The 14,134-nt window shown below is 70.5% G+C and carries 12 protein-coding genes; 7 read left to right on the top strand and 5 right to left on the bottom strand.

What is annotated here, in order from left to right:
* Positions 1-49: 49 nt before the first annotated feature.
* Positions 50-1,267, bottom strand: a complete 1,218-nt coding sequence (locus tag ACFV20_RS14050) for an MFS transporter (protein ID WP_385656004.1) — start codon at positions 1,265-1,267, stop codon at positions 50-52.
* A gap of 222 nt (positions 1,268-1,489) precedes the next feature.
* On the opposite strand from ACFV20_RS14050, the gene ACFV20_RS14055 reads away from it, so the two are divergent.
* Entirely contained in the window at positions 1,490-1,618 is a 129-nt protein-coding gene (locus ACFV20_RS14055) for a hypothetical protein (RefSeq protein ID WP_385656006.1), read from the top strand.
* Positions 1,619-1,712: 94 nt separating this feature from the next.
* Positions 1,713-3,230, top strand: coding sequence for an aKG-HExxH-type peptide beta-hydroxylase (locus ACFV20_RS14060; protein ID WP_385656008.1), 1,518 nt, complete (start codon positions 1,713-1,715; stop codon positions 3,228-3,230).
* A gap of 126 nt (positions 3,231-3,356) precedes the next feature.
* Here ACFV20_RS14060 and ACFV20_RS14065 read toward each other — a convergent pair whose 3' ends face one another.
* A complete protein-coding gene (locus tag ACFV20_RS14065; RefSeq protein WP_385656010.1) occupies positions 3,357-3,851 on the bottom strand; it encodes a PLP-dependent transferase in 495 nt (164 codons plus the stop codon).
* Between the two features lie 521 nt (positions 3,852-4,372).
* Positions 4,373-5,122: a FadR/GntR family transcriptional regulator gene (locus tag ACFV20_RS14070; RefSeq protein ID WP_385656012.1), complete on the bottom strand. Its 750-nt coding sequence runs from the start codon at positions 5,120-5,122 to the stop codon at positions 4,373-4,375.
* Between the two features lie 186 nt (positions 5,123-5,308).
* On the opposite strand from ACFV20_RS14070, the gene ACFV20_RS14075 reads away from it, so the two are divergent.
* The 5 genes from ACFV20_RS14075 to ACFV20_RS14095 are packed head-to-tail and all read left to right on the top strand — an operon-like array spanning position 5,309 to position 10,623.
* Positions 5,309-7,054 (top strand): L-lactate permease, encoded by a 1,746-nt coding sequence (locus ACFV20_RS14075; protein ID WP_385656015.1) that lies wholly within the window; start codon positions 5,309-5,311, stop codon positions 7,052-7,054.
* Between the two features lie 53 nt (positions 7,055-7,107).
* Positions 7,108-7,905, top strand: coding sequence for a (Fe-S)-binding protein (locus ACFV20_RS14080; protein ID WP_385656017.1), 798 nt, complete (start codon positions 7,108-7,110; stop codon positions 7,903-7,905).
* A 20-nt stretch (positions 7,906-7,925) separates the two neighbouring features.
* The gene (locus ACFV20_RS14085; RefSeq protein ID WP_385656112.1) at positions 7,926-9,347 is read left to right on the top strand and encodes a LutB/LldF family L-lactate oxidation iron-sulfur protein; all 1,422 of its coding nucleotides are present in this window, start codon (positions 7,926-7,928) and stop codon (positions 9,345-9,347) included.
* 23 nt (positions 9,348-9,370) lie between these two features.
* A complete protein-coding gene (locus ACFV20_RS14090; protein WP_385656019.1) occupies positions 9,371-10,015 on the top strand; it encodes a lactate utilization protein C in 645 nt (214 codons plus the stop codon).
* Positions 10,016-10,053: 38 nt separating this feature from the next.
* Positions 10,054-10,623, top strand: a complete 570-nt coding sequence (locus tag ACFV20_RS14095; RefSeq protein ID WP_385656021.1) for an ATP-binding protein — start codon at positions 10,054-10,056, stop codon at positions 10,621-10,623.
* Positions 10,624-11,022: 399 nt separating this feature from the next.
* Here ACFV20_RS14095 and ACFV20_RS14100 read toward each other — a convergent pair whose 3' ends face one another.
* On the bottom strand, positions 11,023-12,390 hold the full coding sequence (locus tag ACFV20_RS14100; RefSeq protein WP_385656023.1) for a phenylacetate--CoA ligase family protein: 1,368 nt from the start codon (positions 12,388-12,390) through the stop codon (positions 11,023-11,025).
* A complete protein-coding gene (locus ACFV20_RS14105) occupies positions 12,387-14,048 on the bottom strand; it encodes a carboxylesterase/lipase family protein (RefSeq protein WP_385656025.1) in 1,662 nt (553 codons plus the stop codon). The genes ACFV20_RS14100 and ACFV20_RS14105 overlap by 4 nt, the downstream gene beginning before the upstream one ends.
* Between the last annotated feature and the right edge of the window lie 86 nt (positions 14,049-14,134).

A 14,134-nucleotide genomic window follows, 5' to 3' on the forward strand; every position in this document is an offset into this window, starting at 1 on the left:
TCCGGCCACACGCGAGCGAACCCGAACAGCCGGCCACTGATCCGCCTCGTTACTTGATTGCCAACCATGCCGCCATGCACACCGTCGCGAGGCCCGCGAGCGCCATGGCGTCACCTGATCCCGTGAACTCGGCCACGGCACCGAACAAGACCGGCCCCACCCCCTGCACGGACATCAGCCCGGCGGTCAGCAGTGCGAACGCCTGGCCGCGACGGGCCTCCGGGACCGCTTCGAGGAAGGGCCGCTGGAGCCCAAGTGCGTAGGCGAACCCGGTACCGGACACCAGGAGCAGCGCTGCGCCGACCACGCGCGACGGCTCCAGCGCGAAGCCGACCAGAGGCAGGCCCAGAACCACGATCAGCGGGACGACCAGGCGTTCCCGGGCGGCTGGCCGGAGGAAGCGCCCGATGGCCAGGTCACCGACGAACATGCCGAGGGGCAGGCACGCGAGCAGCAGTCCGGCCGAACCGGCGGGCATGCCGTGGCCGCTCGTGAAGGGGACCACCAGGCTCTCGGCGCCGGCCACGAGCGCCGGTGGCACCCACTGGGCGAACAGGAGGCTGCGCACCCTCGGTTCGGCGAGCAGCTTCGTGTTGCCGGACCAACTGAGACGTAGGAGCGAGCCGTTGGTCTGTGGTGCCTCGTGGCCAGCCGTCTGTTGAGCAGGGGGCAGGTAGGGCAGCTGGAGGCGGACGGCCGCAGCGGCTGTCAGATAGACGCCCGCGCTGACCAGCAGCGCCCTCTGTGGGCCGAGGAACCCTACCGCGGCACCGCCAGCGGCCAGGCCGGCCAACTGGGCCGCGGACACGGACATGTTCGACAGCGAGCGCCCCAGGACGTAGGCGTCACCGGTGAGCCGCTCGGCGATGAGCCGGTTGGACGCACCGCTGACGGCGGGCGTCGTGAAGGCCACGGCGGCGATGAGGAACAGGACCGCCGCCACCGACAGGTGGGTCGCCCCCATCACGGCGGCCGCCGCGCACTGGATTCCGTATCCGACGGTGATGACCCGGCGCGGGCGGGCGCGGTCGGCGAGTGCGCCGAGGAGGAGCGAACCGGCTACCTGCGGGAGGAAACCGATGCCGAACGCCAGGGCGCCGAACAGGGGTGAGCCTGTCGCCGCGAAGACAAGGGTTGACAAGGTCACGATACGGAGAGAGTCGGCGGAGACCGTCAGGATCCTGGTCACGAACAGCAACCGAAACCGCCGGTCGGAGAGCACTTCCCGGTAGGTGGCCCGCTGTTCGGGAGTGGGGGCGGAGGACATGCGCAGCAGGGTGCCTGGCCCTCAATGAGTCGGCCCATCGTTACGCTCGGGGCGGAAGACGACAGAGTTTCCACCAAGTCTGACGGGGTGTGGGAGGAAATCGGGGACAAAAGTCCCATTGGCTTGAGACCCGGTATGGCGGAACATGATGCTCCGGCGGGCTGCTTTCCGGCCTGTCGGGGTCCGTACTGTCAGTGAACAGAGGGGATGGAAAACATGCTGGTGGACACCATCAAAACGCCGGAGCTGGCTCCGCAGACGTACCTCGACGACGACTCTGCGCTGGTCGCCGTCGACGCGCCGGAGGAGCGCGCCTGGCTCCCGTCCTACCAGGCGGCCCGCACCGCCTGACGCGTGACCGGTCGGCATCGTACCCACGGAAGGGCCCGATGCCGACCGCTGTCCCTCCCGCGTCCGTCATCCCGCTGCCGAAGGACGGTTGTCGTTGCCTTCTTCTCCCTCCGCTGAGCCGGTCACGGACCGGGCAGCGCAAGCCGACACGTTGCTGTGCGCCGACCGGCAGTTCGGCGATTCCGATGCCATCCGCGCGCGCAACCTCGCCCGGTTCCGCTTGGGCCTGACCATGCTGGCGCGGCATGACGGCGAGGCGGCGGACGTGCTTCGGACGACGGCCGCCGCATCAGCGGAGCGCCTCCGGCCGCTGCTGTACGACCCGGTGCTGCGCAACTGCTTCGAGGTCGACCTCGCGCGGCTGGAGAACGACCGCCTCGAGCGCAGTTCGTTCGGCTTGTACGTGCGTGGCCACCTGACTGTTCCGGCGGCGGAGATCCCGTCCTCGCTGGGCCCCTGCGAAGCCCTCATCCATCCGCACCGGTCTGCCTGGCCCGGTCTCGGGGACGCCTGGGTGCTGAGCGAGCCGACACCGCAGGGCCCCTCCCAGGACATGCTGGCCGGGCGCCTCATGGAGTTGTACCGCGATGCGCTCGGTGAGGGCCGGGCGGGCAGTCCTGTCGATCCGACGGACGCGGAGCGTGCCGTCCTGCGGGACGGCGCGGAACTCCTCGCGACGCTGCTGCCTGCCTCGGGAGCTGGTGTGCTCGGGCACGTCACCATGGTGGGTTTCACCCGCCGCGCGAGTGAAGAAGGCCCTCTTCAGTCCATGTCGGGCGGCGATCCACTTCCTTCGACGGTGCTCCTGGCGCCCGAACGCTGCACGTCGCCGTGGCTCATCGCCGAAAGCCTTCTGCACGAGGGCGCCCATCTCAAGCTCTTCGACGCACTCCGCACGGGCTCCCTGGTCAGGAACGCCACCGAGACCGTCCCCATTCCGTGGCGGATCGGTTCTTGGACCGTCATCAGGGTGTTCGTCGCCCTGCATTTCTATGTGCACCTAATGGTTTTCCGGGCCGCGGCCGAGGGGGCGGGCGAGGTGATCCGGGAAAGGTTCGGCCCGCCCCCGTCGGTAGAGGACCTGGACGAGCCCAGTCCGGGCACTCCCGCCGCGCTGAGCGGGCAGTACCGCACCAGTGCGGAGAGGGCCCGCTACCTCGCCGAGTGCGTACTGTCACTGCCCGAGCAGTCCCTCACCGAGAACGGGCGCCGGTTCGCCCGCTGGCTGCTCACCGCCCTGCGTCTCATGGATGTGGACGCGCCGGACTCCGACGAAGGGGTCGAGGCCGGGGGCACGCGGCTGCCACAAGCGGTGCCATCTCAGGAGATTGCGTCGGCAAGTGCTCTGCGTCGCGTCACACCGGTGGACGCGTGCGCTCTGCCCGACCTGGGGCAACTCGTGGTCGGCACCGTTCGGTCCGGACGGATGCACTGGTTGAACGCGCGCTCATGGACGGTCTATTCGCTGTGTGACGGGCGCGACCTCGACTCGTTGCACACAGCCTACGCCGGAGCGGCGGGTCTCCCCGTCGGTTCGGAGGAGGCTGGCCGGCACGTGACCGACAGCTTGCGCCTGCTCGTGGCGGCCGGTCTGGTCACGCACGACACGTGACTGTCCCGCCCGAGGTGCGCTTCCCCCGGCCGATACGGCTCCTCCCGCTGGACGGCGAATTGCTCCTCACCCGGGGGCACCGACCGCCGCGCAGGCGTGAACGGATCGGTGCGGGCGGTCGATGGGTCAGGAGGTGACGGCATCCCCGGTCCGGGACAGGACGTGAGACAGCGCCTGATCCAGGTCCTTGATGATGTCCGCGACGTCGTTGCTGTACCCGAGGGCCAGTCGCACCGTGCCGCGCGGGACTCCGATGCTCACCAGTTCGTTGTCGGAGTACTCGAAGTAGGTGAAGAACGTGCTCTGTTCGACGAGAGTGTGCGGTGCGCCGAAGTTCGAGGCCATGAAGGGCACGCGCAGGCGGTCGACGACCTCCGCGGTCTGCTCCTCGCTCGAGCAAGACGAAGCATGAAGTGTGTTGCGGAAGGCTTGGCGGCGGGCATTCTGCCTGCCTGGGTGGGATGTTGTGGGTTGCGGTCGTGCATGCTCTTGCTGTGGCGGCGGTAGCGGTCTGCCCCAGCGGGCGGCGGTGGCGTGGCTGACCTGGAAGCGTTCCGCGGCCCGACGCACAGGCGGTGGGACAACGGGGGCCTCCTGGCTGCCGGTTGTAGAGGTCGCCATCCACACCGAACCCAGAGGCCCTCGCCCTGGACGCGCCTCGGCCGCTCCGAGTGTCGGTGGGACTCTGGGAGCGGGCCGGGGCCGGTCGAGGTGCCGGCGTCAGCAGGGCTGGGGGATGCCGTTGCCGATGTGGGTGGGCACCGGGTCGGTCCCGCTGTAGAAAGGCGGTGACCTACGGACAGCGCCGTGGAACCCTAGCGAGGCAGCGGCTGCTCAACTCCTGACAGATGTCAGGGCAACTCCTGTCCTGGGATCGCCGCGAGTCACTCGGAACGCGAGTCCGAGGCCCCTCCGCCATCACGGTGCTGGAGGCGCTGTCCGTACCGTGGAACGCCCCGGTGGGCTTCCTGGACGGGCTGAGGCACGGCCGCGTGGGTCATCAGCGGCATCTCCGTACGCTCATGTGTCAACACGCTTCCCCTCGACGCCGAACGGGCCCGATCCACTGGCTTCTCGTTCTTGGACGCCGACCACCGCTGCTGCGCGCGCCTGGCCCGTCTCACCAAGGCGGGACTACGGCCTTATGGTGCTGTGGGGTCTCCGCCGTCCATGATCTTCTTCACGATGTCCTGGTGAAAGCCGCGCACATGTGCCTCCACCAGATCGCCGGCCGCCTCCGTGTCCCCGGCCGCGATGGCGTCGTAGATCGCGTGGTGTTCCGCCCGCAGCCGGGAGGCGACCTTCTCCCAGTCGTCGAGCTTGTTGAACACACTGAGCAGGGTGTGCCGCACCGCATTGCGGACCGCGATGGTCATGTCAGCCATCAGCCGGTTGCCCCCGGCCTCGGCGATGGCAACGTGGAAGTCGGTGTCGCAGTCGTTGAAATGCTCTCGGGGCAGGCTTGCGTCGTCCATCCGGAGCAGGGGATCGCGGATGCGCTCGAGACCGTCCTTGGTGACGAGTTGCGCGGCCAGGCGAGCGCTGGCCCGCTCCAGCGTAGCGCGGGCCTCGACGACGTCACCCATCGGAAAGTTCGCCAGCGCGATATGCAGCCGCAGCAACTGGGTGAGACCGGCGTCCGGCATGGCCGCGATCACGGTGCCGGAGGACGGCCCGGTCCCCACGCGTGAGCGCAGTACCCCCTGGGCCTCCAGGACGCGCAGCGCCTCCCGCACCGCGGCCCTGCTGACGCCGAGCATGTCGACGAGCTCCCGCTCCGGCGGCAACCGGTCACCGACTCGCAGTCGGCCCGCGAGGATCTGCTCTTCGATCCGGGCCAGTACGAGTTCGAAGGTGCGCGAGCGGGGCACTGGCTCCCAGGCAGCAGCCATGTCAGCCATAGAAAGCCCTTTCTCGCGCCTCATCACTCCCTGTGTGTTGATCATAGCTTGAGTGCCCCGCCCTTTGGTCCGACCAAGCCGTAATTCGGTCGTTCCTGACTCTGGACAAGCCTGGTGTCCGCTGCCTAGCGTGAGCAACCAAGTAATGGTCTGACCAAGCCCCCAATGTGAGGGTTCATGTACCAGCCAGATCTCTCTCCCGTGGCCGACAGCCCCGCGCTCTCGTCGCTCGTTGCGGTCCTGCCACTGCTCACGCTCTTCGTCCTGCTCGGCGGCCTGAGGATGAAGGCTCACTGGGCCGGGCTCGCCTCACTGGCCGTCGCGGTGGCAGTGGCCGTGACCGTGTACGGCATGCCTGCCGACCTCGCCTTGCTCTCGGCGAGCGAAGGAGCGGCCTTCGGGCTGTTCCCGATCATGTGGATCGTCATCACCGCCATCTGGGTCTACCAGCTCACCGTCGTCAGCGGCCGCTTCGCGGACCTGCGCCGGGCCTTCGGCCTGATCAGCGCCGATCCGCGCGTCCAGGCCATCATCATCGCCTTCTGCTTCGGCGGACTGCTCGAGGCTCTGGCCGGATTCGGCGCGCCGGTGGCCATCACCGGGGTGATGCTGATGGGACTCGGCTTCGCCCCGGTCAGAGCCGCCGTCACCGTGCTGGTCGCCAACACCGCTCCCGTCGCGTTCGGCGCCATCGCCACGCCCATCATCACGGCCGGCAACCTGACGAAGATCCCGTACACGGAGATCGGCGCCTACGTCGGCCACCAGACACCGCTGGTCGCCTTCTTCGTGCCGCTCCTTCTTGTCGCCCTGGTCGACGGACGCCGCGGAGTGCGCCAGACCTGGCCGGTGGCGCTGGTCTGCGGTGCGGTGTTCGGACTGGCTCAGTTCGTCAGCGCCACTTACCTCTCGGTGGAGCTGACCGACATCATCGCCTCGCTGGTCGCCCTGGCCGCTGTCGTCCTCTTCCTCCGCGTCTGGCGGCCGCAGGGCGGTGAGGAGGCCAGGACCGATCTCCGTAGGGCGGCGGAGAAGGAGCAAGGGGACGGTTCGGCAGGGCAGCCGCCGAAGCCCGGGAACGGCGACGGACCCGTGGCGCCGTCCGGAACGCCCGCCGGGCCGGACAGCAGTGCCGTGACCGGAACACTCCCGATGGCCGGCACCGCTCAGCGGATCGAGGGCCCCCGGATCCTGATGGCCTTCCTGCCCTACCTGATCATCATCGGGGTCTTCTCGCTCGCCAAGCTGTGGACTCCCCTCAAGGAGTTCCTGGCCACCTCCGACGCGAAGTTCGGCTGGCCCGGACTGGACGGCGAGGTCCTCACCGCCGCCGGCCAGGCGTCGGCCACCACGGTTTACACCTTCCCCTGGCTGTCCTCGCCCGGGACCCTGCTGTTGCTGTCGGGCGTCGTGATCGCCGCCGTCTACCGGGTGACCCCGGCGGCCGCCGCCCGGGAATTCACCGCCACGCTGCACAAGCTGCGCTGGGCGCTGCTGACCGTCGCCGCTGTCCTCGCACTCGCCTATGTGATGAACCTGTCCGGACAGACCATCACCATCGGCACCTGGATCGCCGGAGCCGGTACGGCGTTCGCGTTCCTCTCGCCCGTCCTCGGCTGGCTGGGCACCGCGGTCACCGGATCGGACACCTCCGCCAACGCCCTGTTCGCCACCCTCCAGCAGACTGCCGGGAACAAGGCAGGACTCGATCCGACGCTGCTGGTGGCGGCCAACACCTCTGGCGGTGTCGTCGGCAAGATGATCAGCCCTCAGAACCTGACCATCGCCGCCACCGCGGTGGGCCTCATCGGCCGCGAGTCCCAGCTCTTCCGGGCGGCGATCAAGTGGAGCCTGATGCTCTTGCTGGCCCTGTGCGTGCTGGTGTACCTCCAGTCCAACGTCCTGGCCTGGATGCTGCCATGAACCTCAAACCCGTACAGACGCCGTCGCCCGCCTTGCACTCCACTCACGGAACCATGCGGATCGCGCTGTTCATCACCTGCCTCAACGACACGCTTTTCCCAGCCACCGGCCGGGCGGTCGTGACGCTGCTGGAGCGGCTGGGCCACCGTGTGGACTTCCCGCCGGAGCAGACCTGCTGCGGCCAGATGCACTTCAACACCGGTTACCAGCGCGACTGTGTGCCGCTCGTCCGGCGCTTCACCGAGGCCTTCGCCGGTTACGACGCGGTGGTCACGCCGTCCGGCTCGTGCGCCGCCATGGTGCGCGAGTACCACGGGCGGGTCGCTGAGGTGTCCGGCGACGACCGGCTGTCCGCCGCGGTCCATGACGCACCGCGTGTGTACGAACTCTCCGAATTCCTGGTCGACGTACTCGGTGTCACCAACGTCGGGGCGTACTTCCCGCACAGGGTCACCTATCACCCCACGTGCCACTCCCTGCGCATGCTCGGCGTCGACGACCGGCCCCTCACCCTGCTGCGGGCCGTCCGCGGCATCGACCTGGTGGAACTCGGTGCGGCCGACCAGTGCTGCGGGTTCGGCGGCACGTTCGCCCTGAAGAACGCCGACACGTCGGTGGCCATGTGCACGGACAAAGTACGGCACGTCCTGGCCACCGGAGCCGACGTGCTGTGCGCCGGTGACAACTCCTGCCTCATGCACATCGGCGGCGCGCTGTCCCGCCTGCGCACCGGAGTGAACGTCATGCACCTCGCCGAGATCCTCGCGTCCACGGAGAAGGCACCGGTACACGGCGCGGCGGAACCCTCACCCGCCTCCTGGCGCGGCACCGAAAGGACGAAGACCTCGTGAACGACGCGACGTTCCTGGGCATGCCGGCCTTCCCGACGGCGGCGGCGAGCGCCCTGCGCGATTCCCAGCTGCGCGGCAATCTGGCCCGTGCCACCGGGACCATCCGCTCCCGGCGTGCGGCGGCCGTCGCAGAGCAGGACGACTGGGAGCAGCTGCGGGAGGCCGGGCGTGCGGTCAAGGAACGCACCCTGCGCCATCTGGACCGGTACCTGCTGCAGGTGGAGGAGAAGGTGACCGCGGCGGGCGGCAAGGTGCACTGGGCGCGCGACGCCGAGGAGGCACGCCGCATCGTCGTCGGCCTGGTGCAGGACACCGGTGAACGGGACGTCGTCAAGGTCAAGTCGATGGTCACGCAGGAGATCGGGCTCAACGAGGCGCTGGCCGACGCCGGCATCGACGCGTACGAGACCGATCTGGCCGAGTTGATCGTGCAGCTCGGCCAGGACCAGCCTTCCCACATCCTGGTCCCGGCCATCCACCGCAACCGGGCGGAGATCCGGGAGATCTTCCTGCGGTCGATGGGCGCGTACGGCACCGCGGCACCGCCTGACCTGGACGACGATCCGCGGCGGCTGGCCGACGCCGCGAGGCGTCATCTGCGGGAGAAGTTCCTGAGGGCCAAGGTCGCCGTCTCCGGTGTCAACTTCCTGGTCGCCGAGACCGGGACGGCGGTCGTGGTGGAGTCCGAGGGCAACGGGCGGATGTGCCTGACGCTGCCCGAGACGCTCATCTCGGTGGCGGGGATCGAGAAGGTCGTACCCACCTGGCAGGACCTCGAGGTCTTCCTGCAGCTGCTGCCGCGCTCCTCCACGGGGGAACGGATGAACCCCTACACCTCGACCTGGACCGGCACGACCGCCGACGACGGGCCCCGCGCCTTCCATCTGGTGCTGCTCGACGGAGGCCGCACGAATGCTCTCGCCGACCCGGTCGGCCGGCAGGTACTCAACTGCATCCGCTGCTCCGCCTGCCTCAATGTGTGCCCCGTGTACGAGAGGGTGGGCGGACACGCCTACGGATCGGTCTACCCCGGCCCGATCGGCGCCGTCCTCAGTCCCCAACTGCGGGGCACCACCTCGGAAGTGGACCGTGCCCTGCCGTACGCGTCGTCGCTGTGCGGGGCGTGCTACGAGGTCTGCCCCGTCAAGATCAACATTCCCGAGGTGCTGGTGCATCTGCGGGCCCGGATCGTCGAGGAGGGGCGCGAGCGGCTCGTGCCGAAACCGGAACGCCTGGCGATGGCCGCCGCACGCTGGGTGCTCTCCCGTCCCTCGCGTCTGACGGCCGCGCAGCGAGCGGGAGCCCTGGCCGCACGGCTGGTGGCCCGGCGCGGGCGAGTGGGCCGGCTGCCCGGCCCGCTGTCCCGCTGGACCGACACCCGCGACGTCCCCGTCCCGCCCGCGGAGACCTTCAGCGCCTGGTGGAAAGGGACGCATCGATGACTGTACGCCGGAAGGAGGCAGAGATGAACGCGCGAACCGAAGTGCTGGACCGGATCAGGCGCGCCCTGGACGACGTGCCCGCGAGCGAGCGTCCACAGGACGTCCCGGTGCCCCGCCAGTACTCCCGCGGCGGCCAACAGCCGGCCGGGTCGACGGCGGCCGTGGAACTGCTCGCCGAACGACTCGCCGAGTACGGGGCGTCGGTGCACCTCGTATCCCCGCAGGACGTCGCCTCCCGCGTGGGGCAGTTGGTGGCCGGCCTTGGCACCGGTTCCGTCGTGGTACCGCGTGGCTTCCCGCCCGAGTGGCGGTCCGCGCTGGATCCAGCCCGGGTGCTGACCGACGAGCCCCGACTTCCGGTCGCCGAACTGGACCGGGCCCGAGCGGTGGTGACAACCGTGGCCGCCGCCATCGCCACGACCGGAACCCTCGTCCTGGACGGCGGCCCCGGCCAGGGCCGGCGCGCCCTGACGCTGGTGCCTGACGTCCATGTGTGCGTCGTACGCGCCGGACAGGTCGTGGCGTCCGTGCCGGAGGTGTTCACCGCCCTGGATCCGGTGCGTCCACTGACCTTCGTCTCCGGACCGTCGGCCACCAGTGACATCGAACTCGACCGGGTGGAGGGCGTGCACGGTCCGCGCACCCTGGAAGCCCTGATCGTCGTCTGAGTCCGAGCATCTCGTCCTCACAGGAAGAGAGTTGAGCAGTGAAGCCCGCCCTTCACCCAGTACCGCCCCGGCGCGCAGCAGCACCGACGGCGCCTCACTCGGTCCCCCTGCCCGACAACCCTTCGGCGTCGGCGAGCTGCACGCTCCCCGCCGAGAAACGTGCCGTAGCGACAGCCAGGGCGTTCGCCCGGGACCGGCTGACGGCATGGCGCCTCGGGGACGAAACGGCCGAGACGGCGAGCGTCGTGGTGTCGGAGTACGTCACCAACAGCGTTCAGCACAGCGGCGCCCACCACGTCACCCTGCGCCTCGCGTGCTGCGAGTCACACCTGTGGATCGAGGTCGTCGACGCCGGTGTGTGGCAGAACCGCACGGGGCCCGAAGAGAACGGCCTGGCCGAGTGCGGTCGGGGCTTCTGGCTGGTCGAGGCACTGTCCCAGCGGTCCGGAGTGCACCACACCCAGCACGGCACCACGGCCTGGGCGCTGCTGCCCCACGCCCCCGCCACGTGCAAGCGCCCAGACCGATCGTTAGCCGGGCGCACCGGTGCGGGGACTGGCTCGCGCCGCTCACCCGCACGCCGCTCGGTCCTTCGCCTCCCCGGTTGAGCCGCACACGGCAGGGGCCGGCAGGGCGCTTTCGGACGGCCACAGCCGGTGCCGGCCCTCGCGTACGGGCAACGGAATCCCGGGCTCCCAGGCCCGACCGTTGACAACGTCCCACGGCGCTGTGAAACCGGCAGTCCAAGGCGGGGCGACAGGCGCGCACGGGTTGTGCGTCAGAGGCGCAAGTTGGCGCAGTAGAGCGGCGGCCGCCCTCGGCTTTCGCGCAGCGCCCTGACACACGACGCCGGCGCACGCGACCACGCTCGGTGGACACCTCCGGCGCGGCCTCCACCAGCGCACGCCGGATCGACGGACTACTGCATGTGGCGTTGCCGGGGCTGGCGGCCCACCACGGCGTTCGGATGCGGGGCGTCCCCGGCGAGGACGCCCCGTCGCCCGGCGTCACGACCAGGGAATGACGACCCGATACTTGCCGCCCGCAGACTGCTCGGGTGGCTCATGGGCGCGTTCGACGCTCACGTGGCCCGCGCCGTGGGCGGTGAGCAGGGCGACCATCTCCGTTCGCACCGCCGTCCACAGCCGCTCCCGATCGGCTGCGGCGGCGGACAGGATCCGCACGCGGACGCAGGTGGGCGCCGTCTGGACGATCTGGAACAGGTCGATGCCCGGGATGCTTTCCAGGAGGGTCTCGAAGGCCATGGGCACGATGTGCACGGTGCCGCCGTCCCGGCGCGGGAACGCCAGCAGGTCGGCCGCGCGGCCGCGCACTCTGATCGCGGGGAGCGGATCTCCGCACGGGCACGCGTCAGGACGCAGCACAACGCTGTCGCCGAGGTCGTAGCGCAGGATCGGCTGTGCCCAGCGGCACAAGCTGGTCAGGAGCACGGTGAAGGACTCCTGGCCCGGCGGGGTGGGGCGGAGGTCGGGGCCGACGGGCTCGAGGATCAGCCAGTCACTGTGGACGTGGAGCCATCCCGACGGGCAGCCGTAGGCCAGGGCGAGGCTCTCGTTGCAGCCGTAGGTGTCGACCAGGTGCGGCCCGAAAGCAGAGCGGATCCTGCGGTGGTCGCGGTCACTGACGCCCTCGGCCAGCAGTGACACCGCGGCCGGGGCGATACGCAGCCGGCCGGCCAGCTGCTCGCCGGCGAGCAGCGCGATCACCGTGGCGTAGCCGGCCAGGAACACCGGGCGGTACTGGTTGAGCTGGTCCACCAGCTCGGGCAGCGGGCTGTGTACCGACAGCACCTGGCTGCCCCGGGCGGACAGCCGGCCGGCCGCACGGGAGCGGACGATGACGGTATGCGCGGCCAGATGGCCGCCCGTGGCCACGATGTGCGCAGCCCGCATACCTCGGGCGAGCAACCGTGCCGTCACCATGGGCGTCAGGGTACGCCGGGCGGCCCGCAGCGACAGGGCCCTGAACACCGCCGCCGCGCGGTCGTCGAGCAGGAACAGGCCCCGGTGGCCGGTGGTTCCGGAGGTGGTGGTGACCAGGTATCGGCCCAGGAAGCGCTCGCCGGCCCGCCGGGGATCCGCGACGAAGGCCCGTACGCGGTCGAGGGACACCTCGGGATCGGTGACCCAGTCATCGAAACGCGCCATCAGGTTCTGCTTGCGGGTGACCGGCAGCAGGGCGGCATCCTCGACGCGTTCGGGTAGCGCCCGGTACAGCTCGCGGTAGTACGGGGAGTGGGTGCGGGCGAAGTCGATCATCGCGGCCAGCCGTTCACGCTGCCGGTGCGCCAGGGCGTCCGGACCCTGCCGCAGCGTCCGGCGCCCCTCCCGGATCAGGGCGAGTGTCGAGGTCATCGCACGGCTCCCCCGGGAACGGGAGCGGGCTGCCAGAACGCGCAGTGGTGGTCGGCCGCGAACCCGGTTGTGGGTCGGACCCGGTCCGGGGCCAGCACCTGGATGTGGTCCCCGTCGGCCGTGTAGCGCGGCCAGGGCTCTGTCCCGGGCGCGTTGGGGTCGCCGGTGGCCGCGAAGCGGGCCCAGTAGGCGGTCATCGTGGCGGACAGTCGCCGCTGGGCGGGCGTCAGGGGCGCTACCGCGTCCATGGGGAACAGATAGGCCAGTTCGGAGGCGTGGAAGGCACCCTGCGGCGTGTGCGGTGCCGGGATGAACGGCGGTGCCTGGGCGTCGTGGAACTCGTAGGCGTAGACGGGCGCCCGGCTGCCGTACAGCCGGCTGTCGGCCCGCGCCGGGCAGGCGAACCGCTGGTCGGTGCCGATGGCGGAGTAGGCCAGGTTGGCGGACGGATGGGCCGAGAGCGGGTAGGTGTCCAGGACCGCGGCCGCGCGGCTGCCGTACTGGAGTCGGACGAGGCCGGCGTACGAGTCGGGGGTCAGAGGGCCGTCGCCGAGCAGATCCACGTACAGCGCGGTGAAGTAGCGGTGTTCGTCATGGGTGTTGCCGCTCAGCGTCGGCACCGCGTTCACTCGTCCCTCGGCCCACGCCGTGCGCGGAGGGCGGGGGAGGACACGGGGGCCGGTGTTCGGGGCCCACAGGGAGGTGGCACCTGTCCCGGAGGCGCGGATGAGCTCGGTGGTGGGCACGGCACGCAGGCAGCGCGCCGCGGTCGTCGGGTCGGTGCAGCCGACCGAGACCGCGAAGCCGCTTCCCTTCCGCTCGGCCGCGTCGAGCGGGAGGGGGGTCAGACCGCCGTCCGCGGCGCACGCTCCGCTCTGCTGGATCGCCCGGTGGAAAAGGCCTTTCGCGGTCGGCGAGGCGATGTGGAGGCAGGTGTCCGCCGATCCGGCGGACTGGCCACCGAGCGTCACCCGGTTCCGGTCGCCACCGAAGGCACCGATGTTGCGCCGCACCCAGCGCAGGGCGGCCTGTTGGTCCATCAGGCCGTAGTCGCCCGAGGCGTGGTCCTGGCTCTCGGCCGACAGGGCGGGGTGGGCCAGGAACCCCAGTGCCCCGAGACGGTAGTTGACGGTCACCACGACCACACCCCGCGCGGCCAGGGCGGAGCCGTCGTAGTCGCTGCCCGCGCCGTAGACGTTGCCCCCGCCGTGCAGCCACACCAGGACCGGAAGGGGGCGGTGGCCGGTGCCCGCGGGTGTCCGGACATTGAGATACAGGCAGTCCTCCATGGTGCTGCCCGTGCGGTTGGACTCGCCGGGCAGGACGGGGCCGCCGCCGGGGAGCAGCGTCAGCGGTAACTGGGGGCAGGGGTGGGCCGGTGCGGTGGCGTTGCGTACGCCTGACCATCGCGGCGCGGGGCGCGGCGGACGCCAGCGCAGCTCACCGGTCGGCGGGGCGGCGAACGGAATCCCCTGGAAGCCCCGCCCGCCGTCGTGGACGGCCGCGCCCCGCACCCAACCCCGGTCGGTCCGCACGACCAAGGAGTCGGGGCCCCGCGCGGCCAGGGCAGTGGGCGGAGGAACGGTCAGTGACAGGAGCAGGGCCGCGACTGCGGCTGTGGCGCGGGCCAATGTGAGGCGCAGGCTCAGGGCTCTCATTCCTCGCTCCAGGTTCCGGTGTCGGGGTTGGGGGGGGGCATGGCGTGTGCTCGTATGCGCCGAAGTCACAGGTGGCACCCTGTGGG

This window comes from Streptomyces sp. NPDC059696 (assembly GCF_042733745.1).
Lineage (GTDB): Bacteria > Actinomycetota > Actinomycetes > Streptomycetales > Streptomycetaceae > Streptomyces.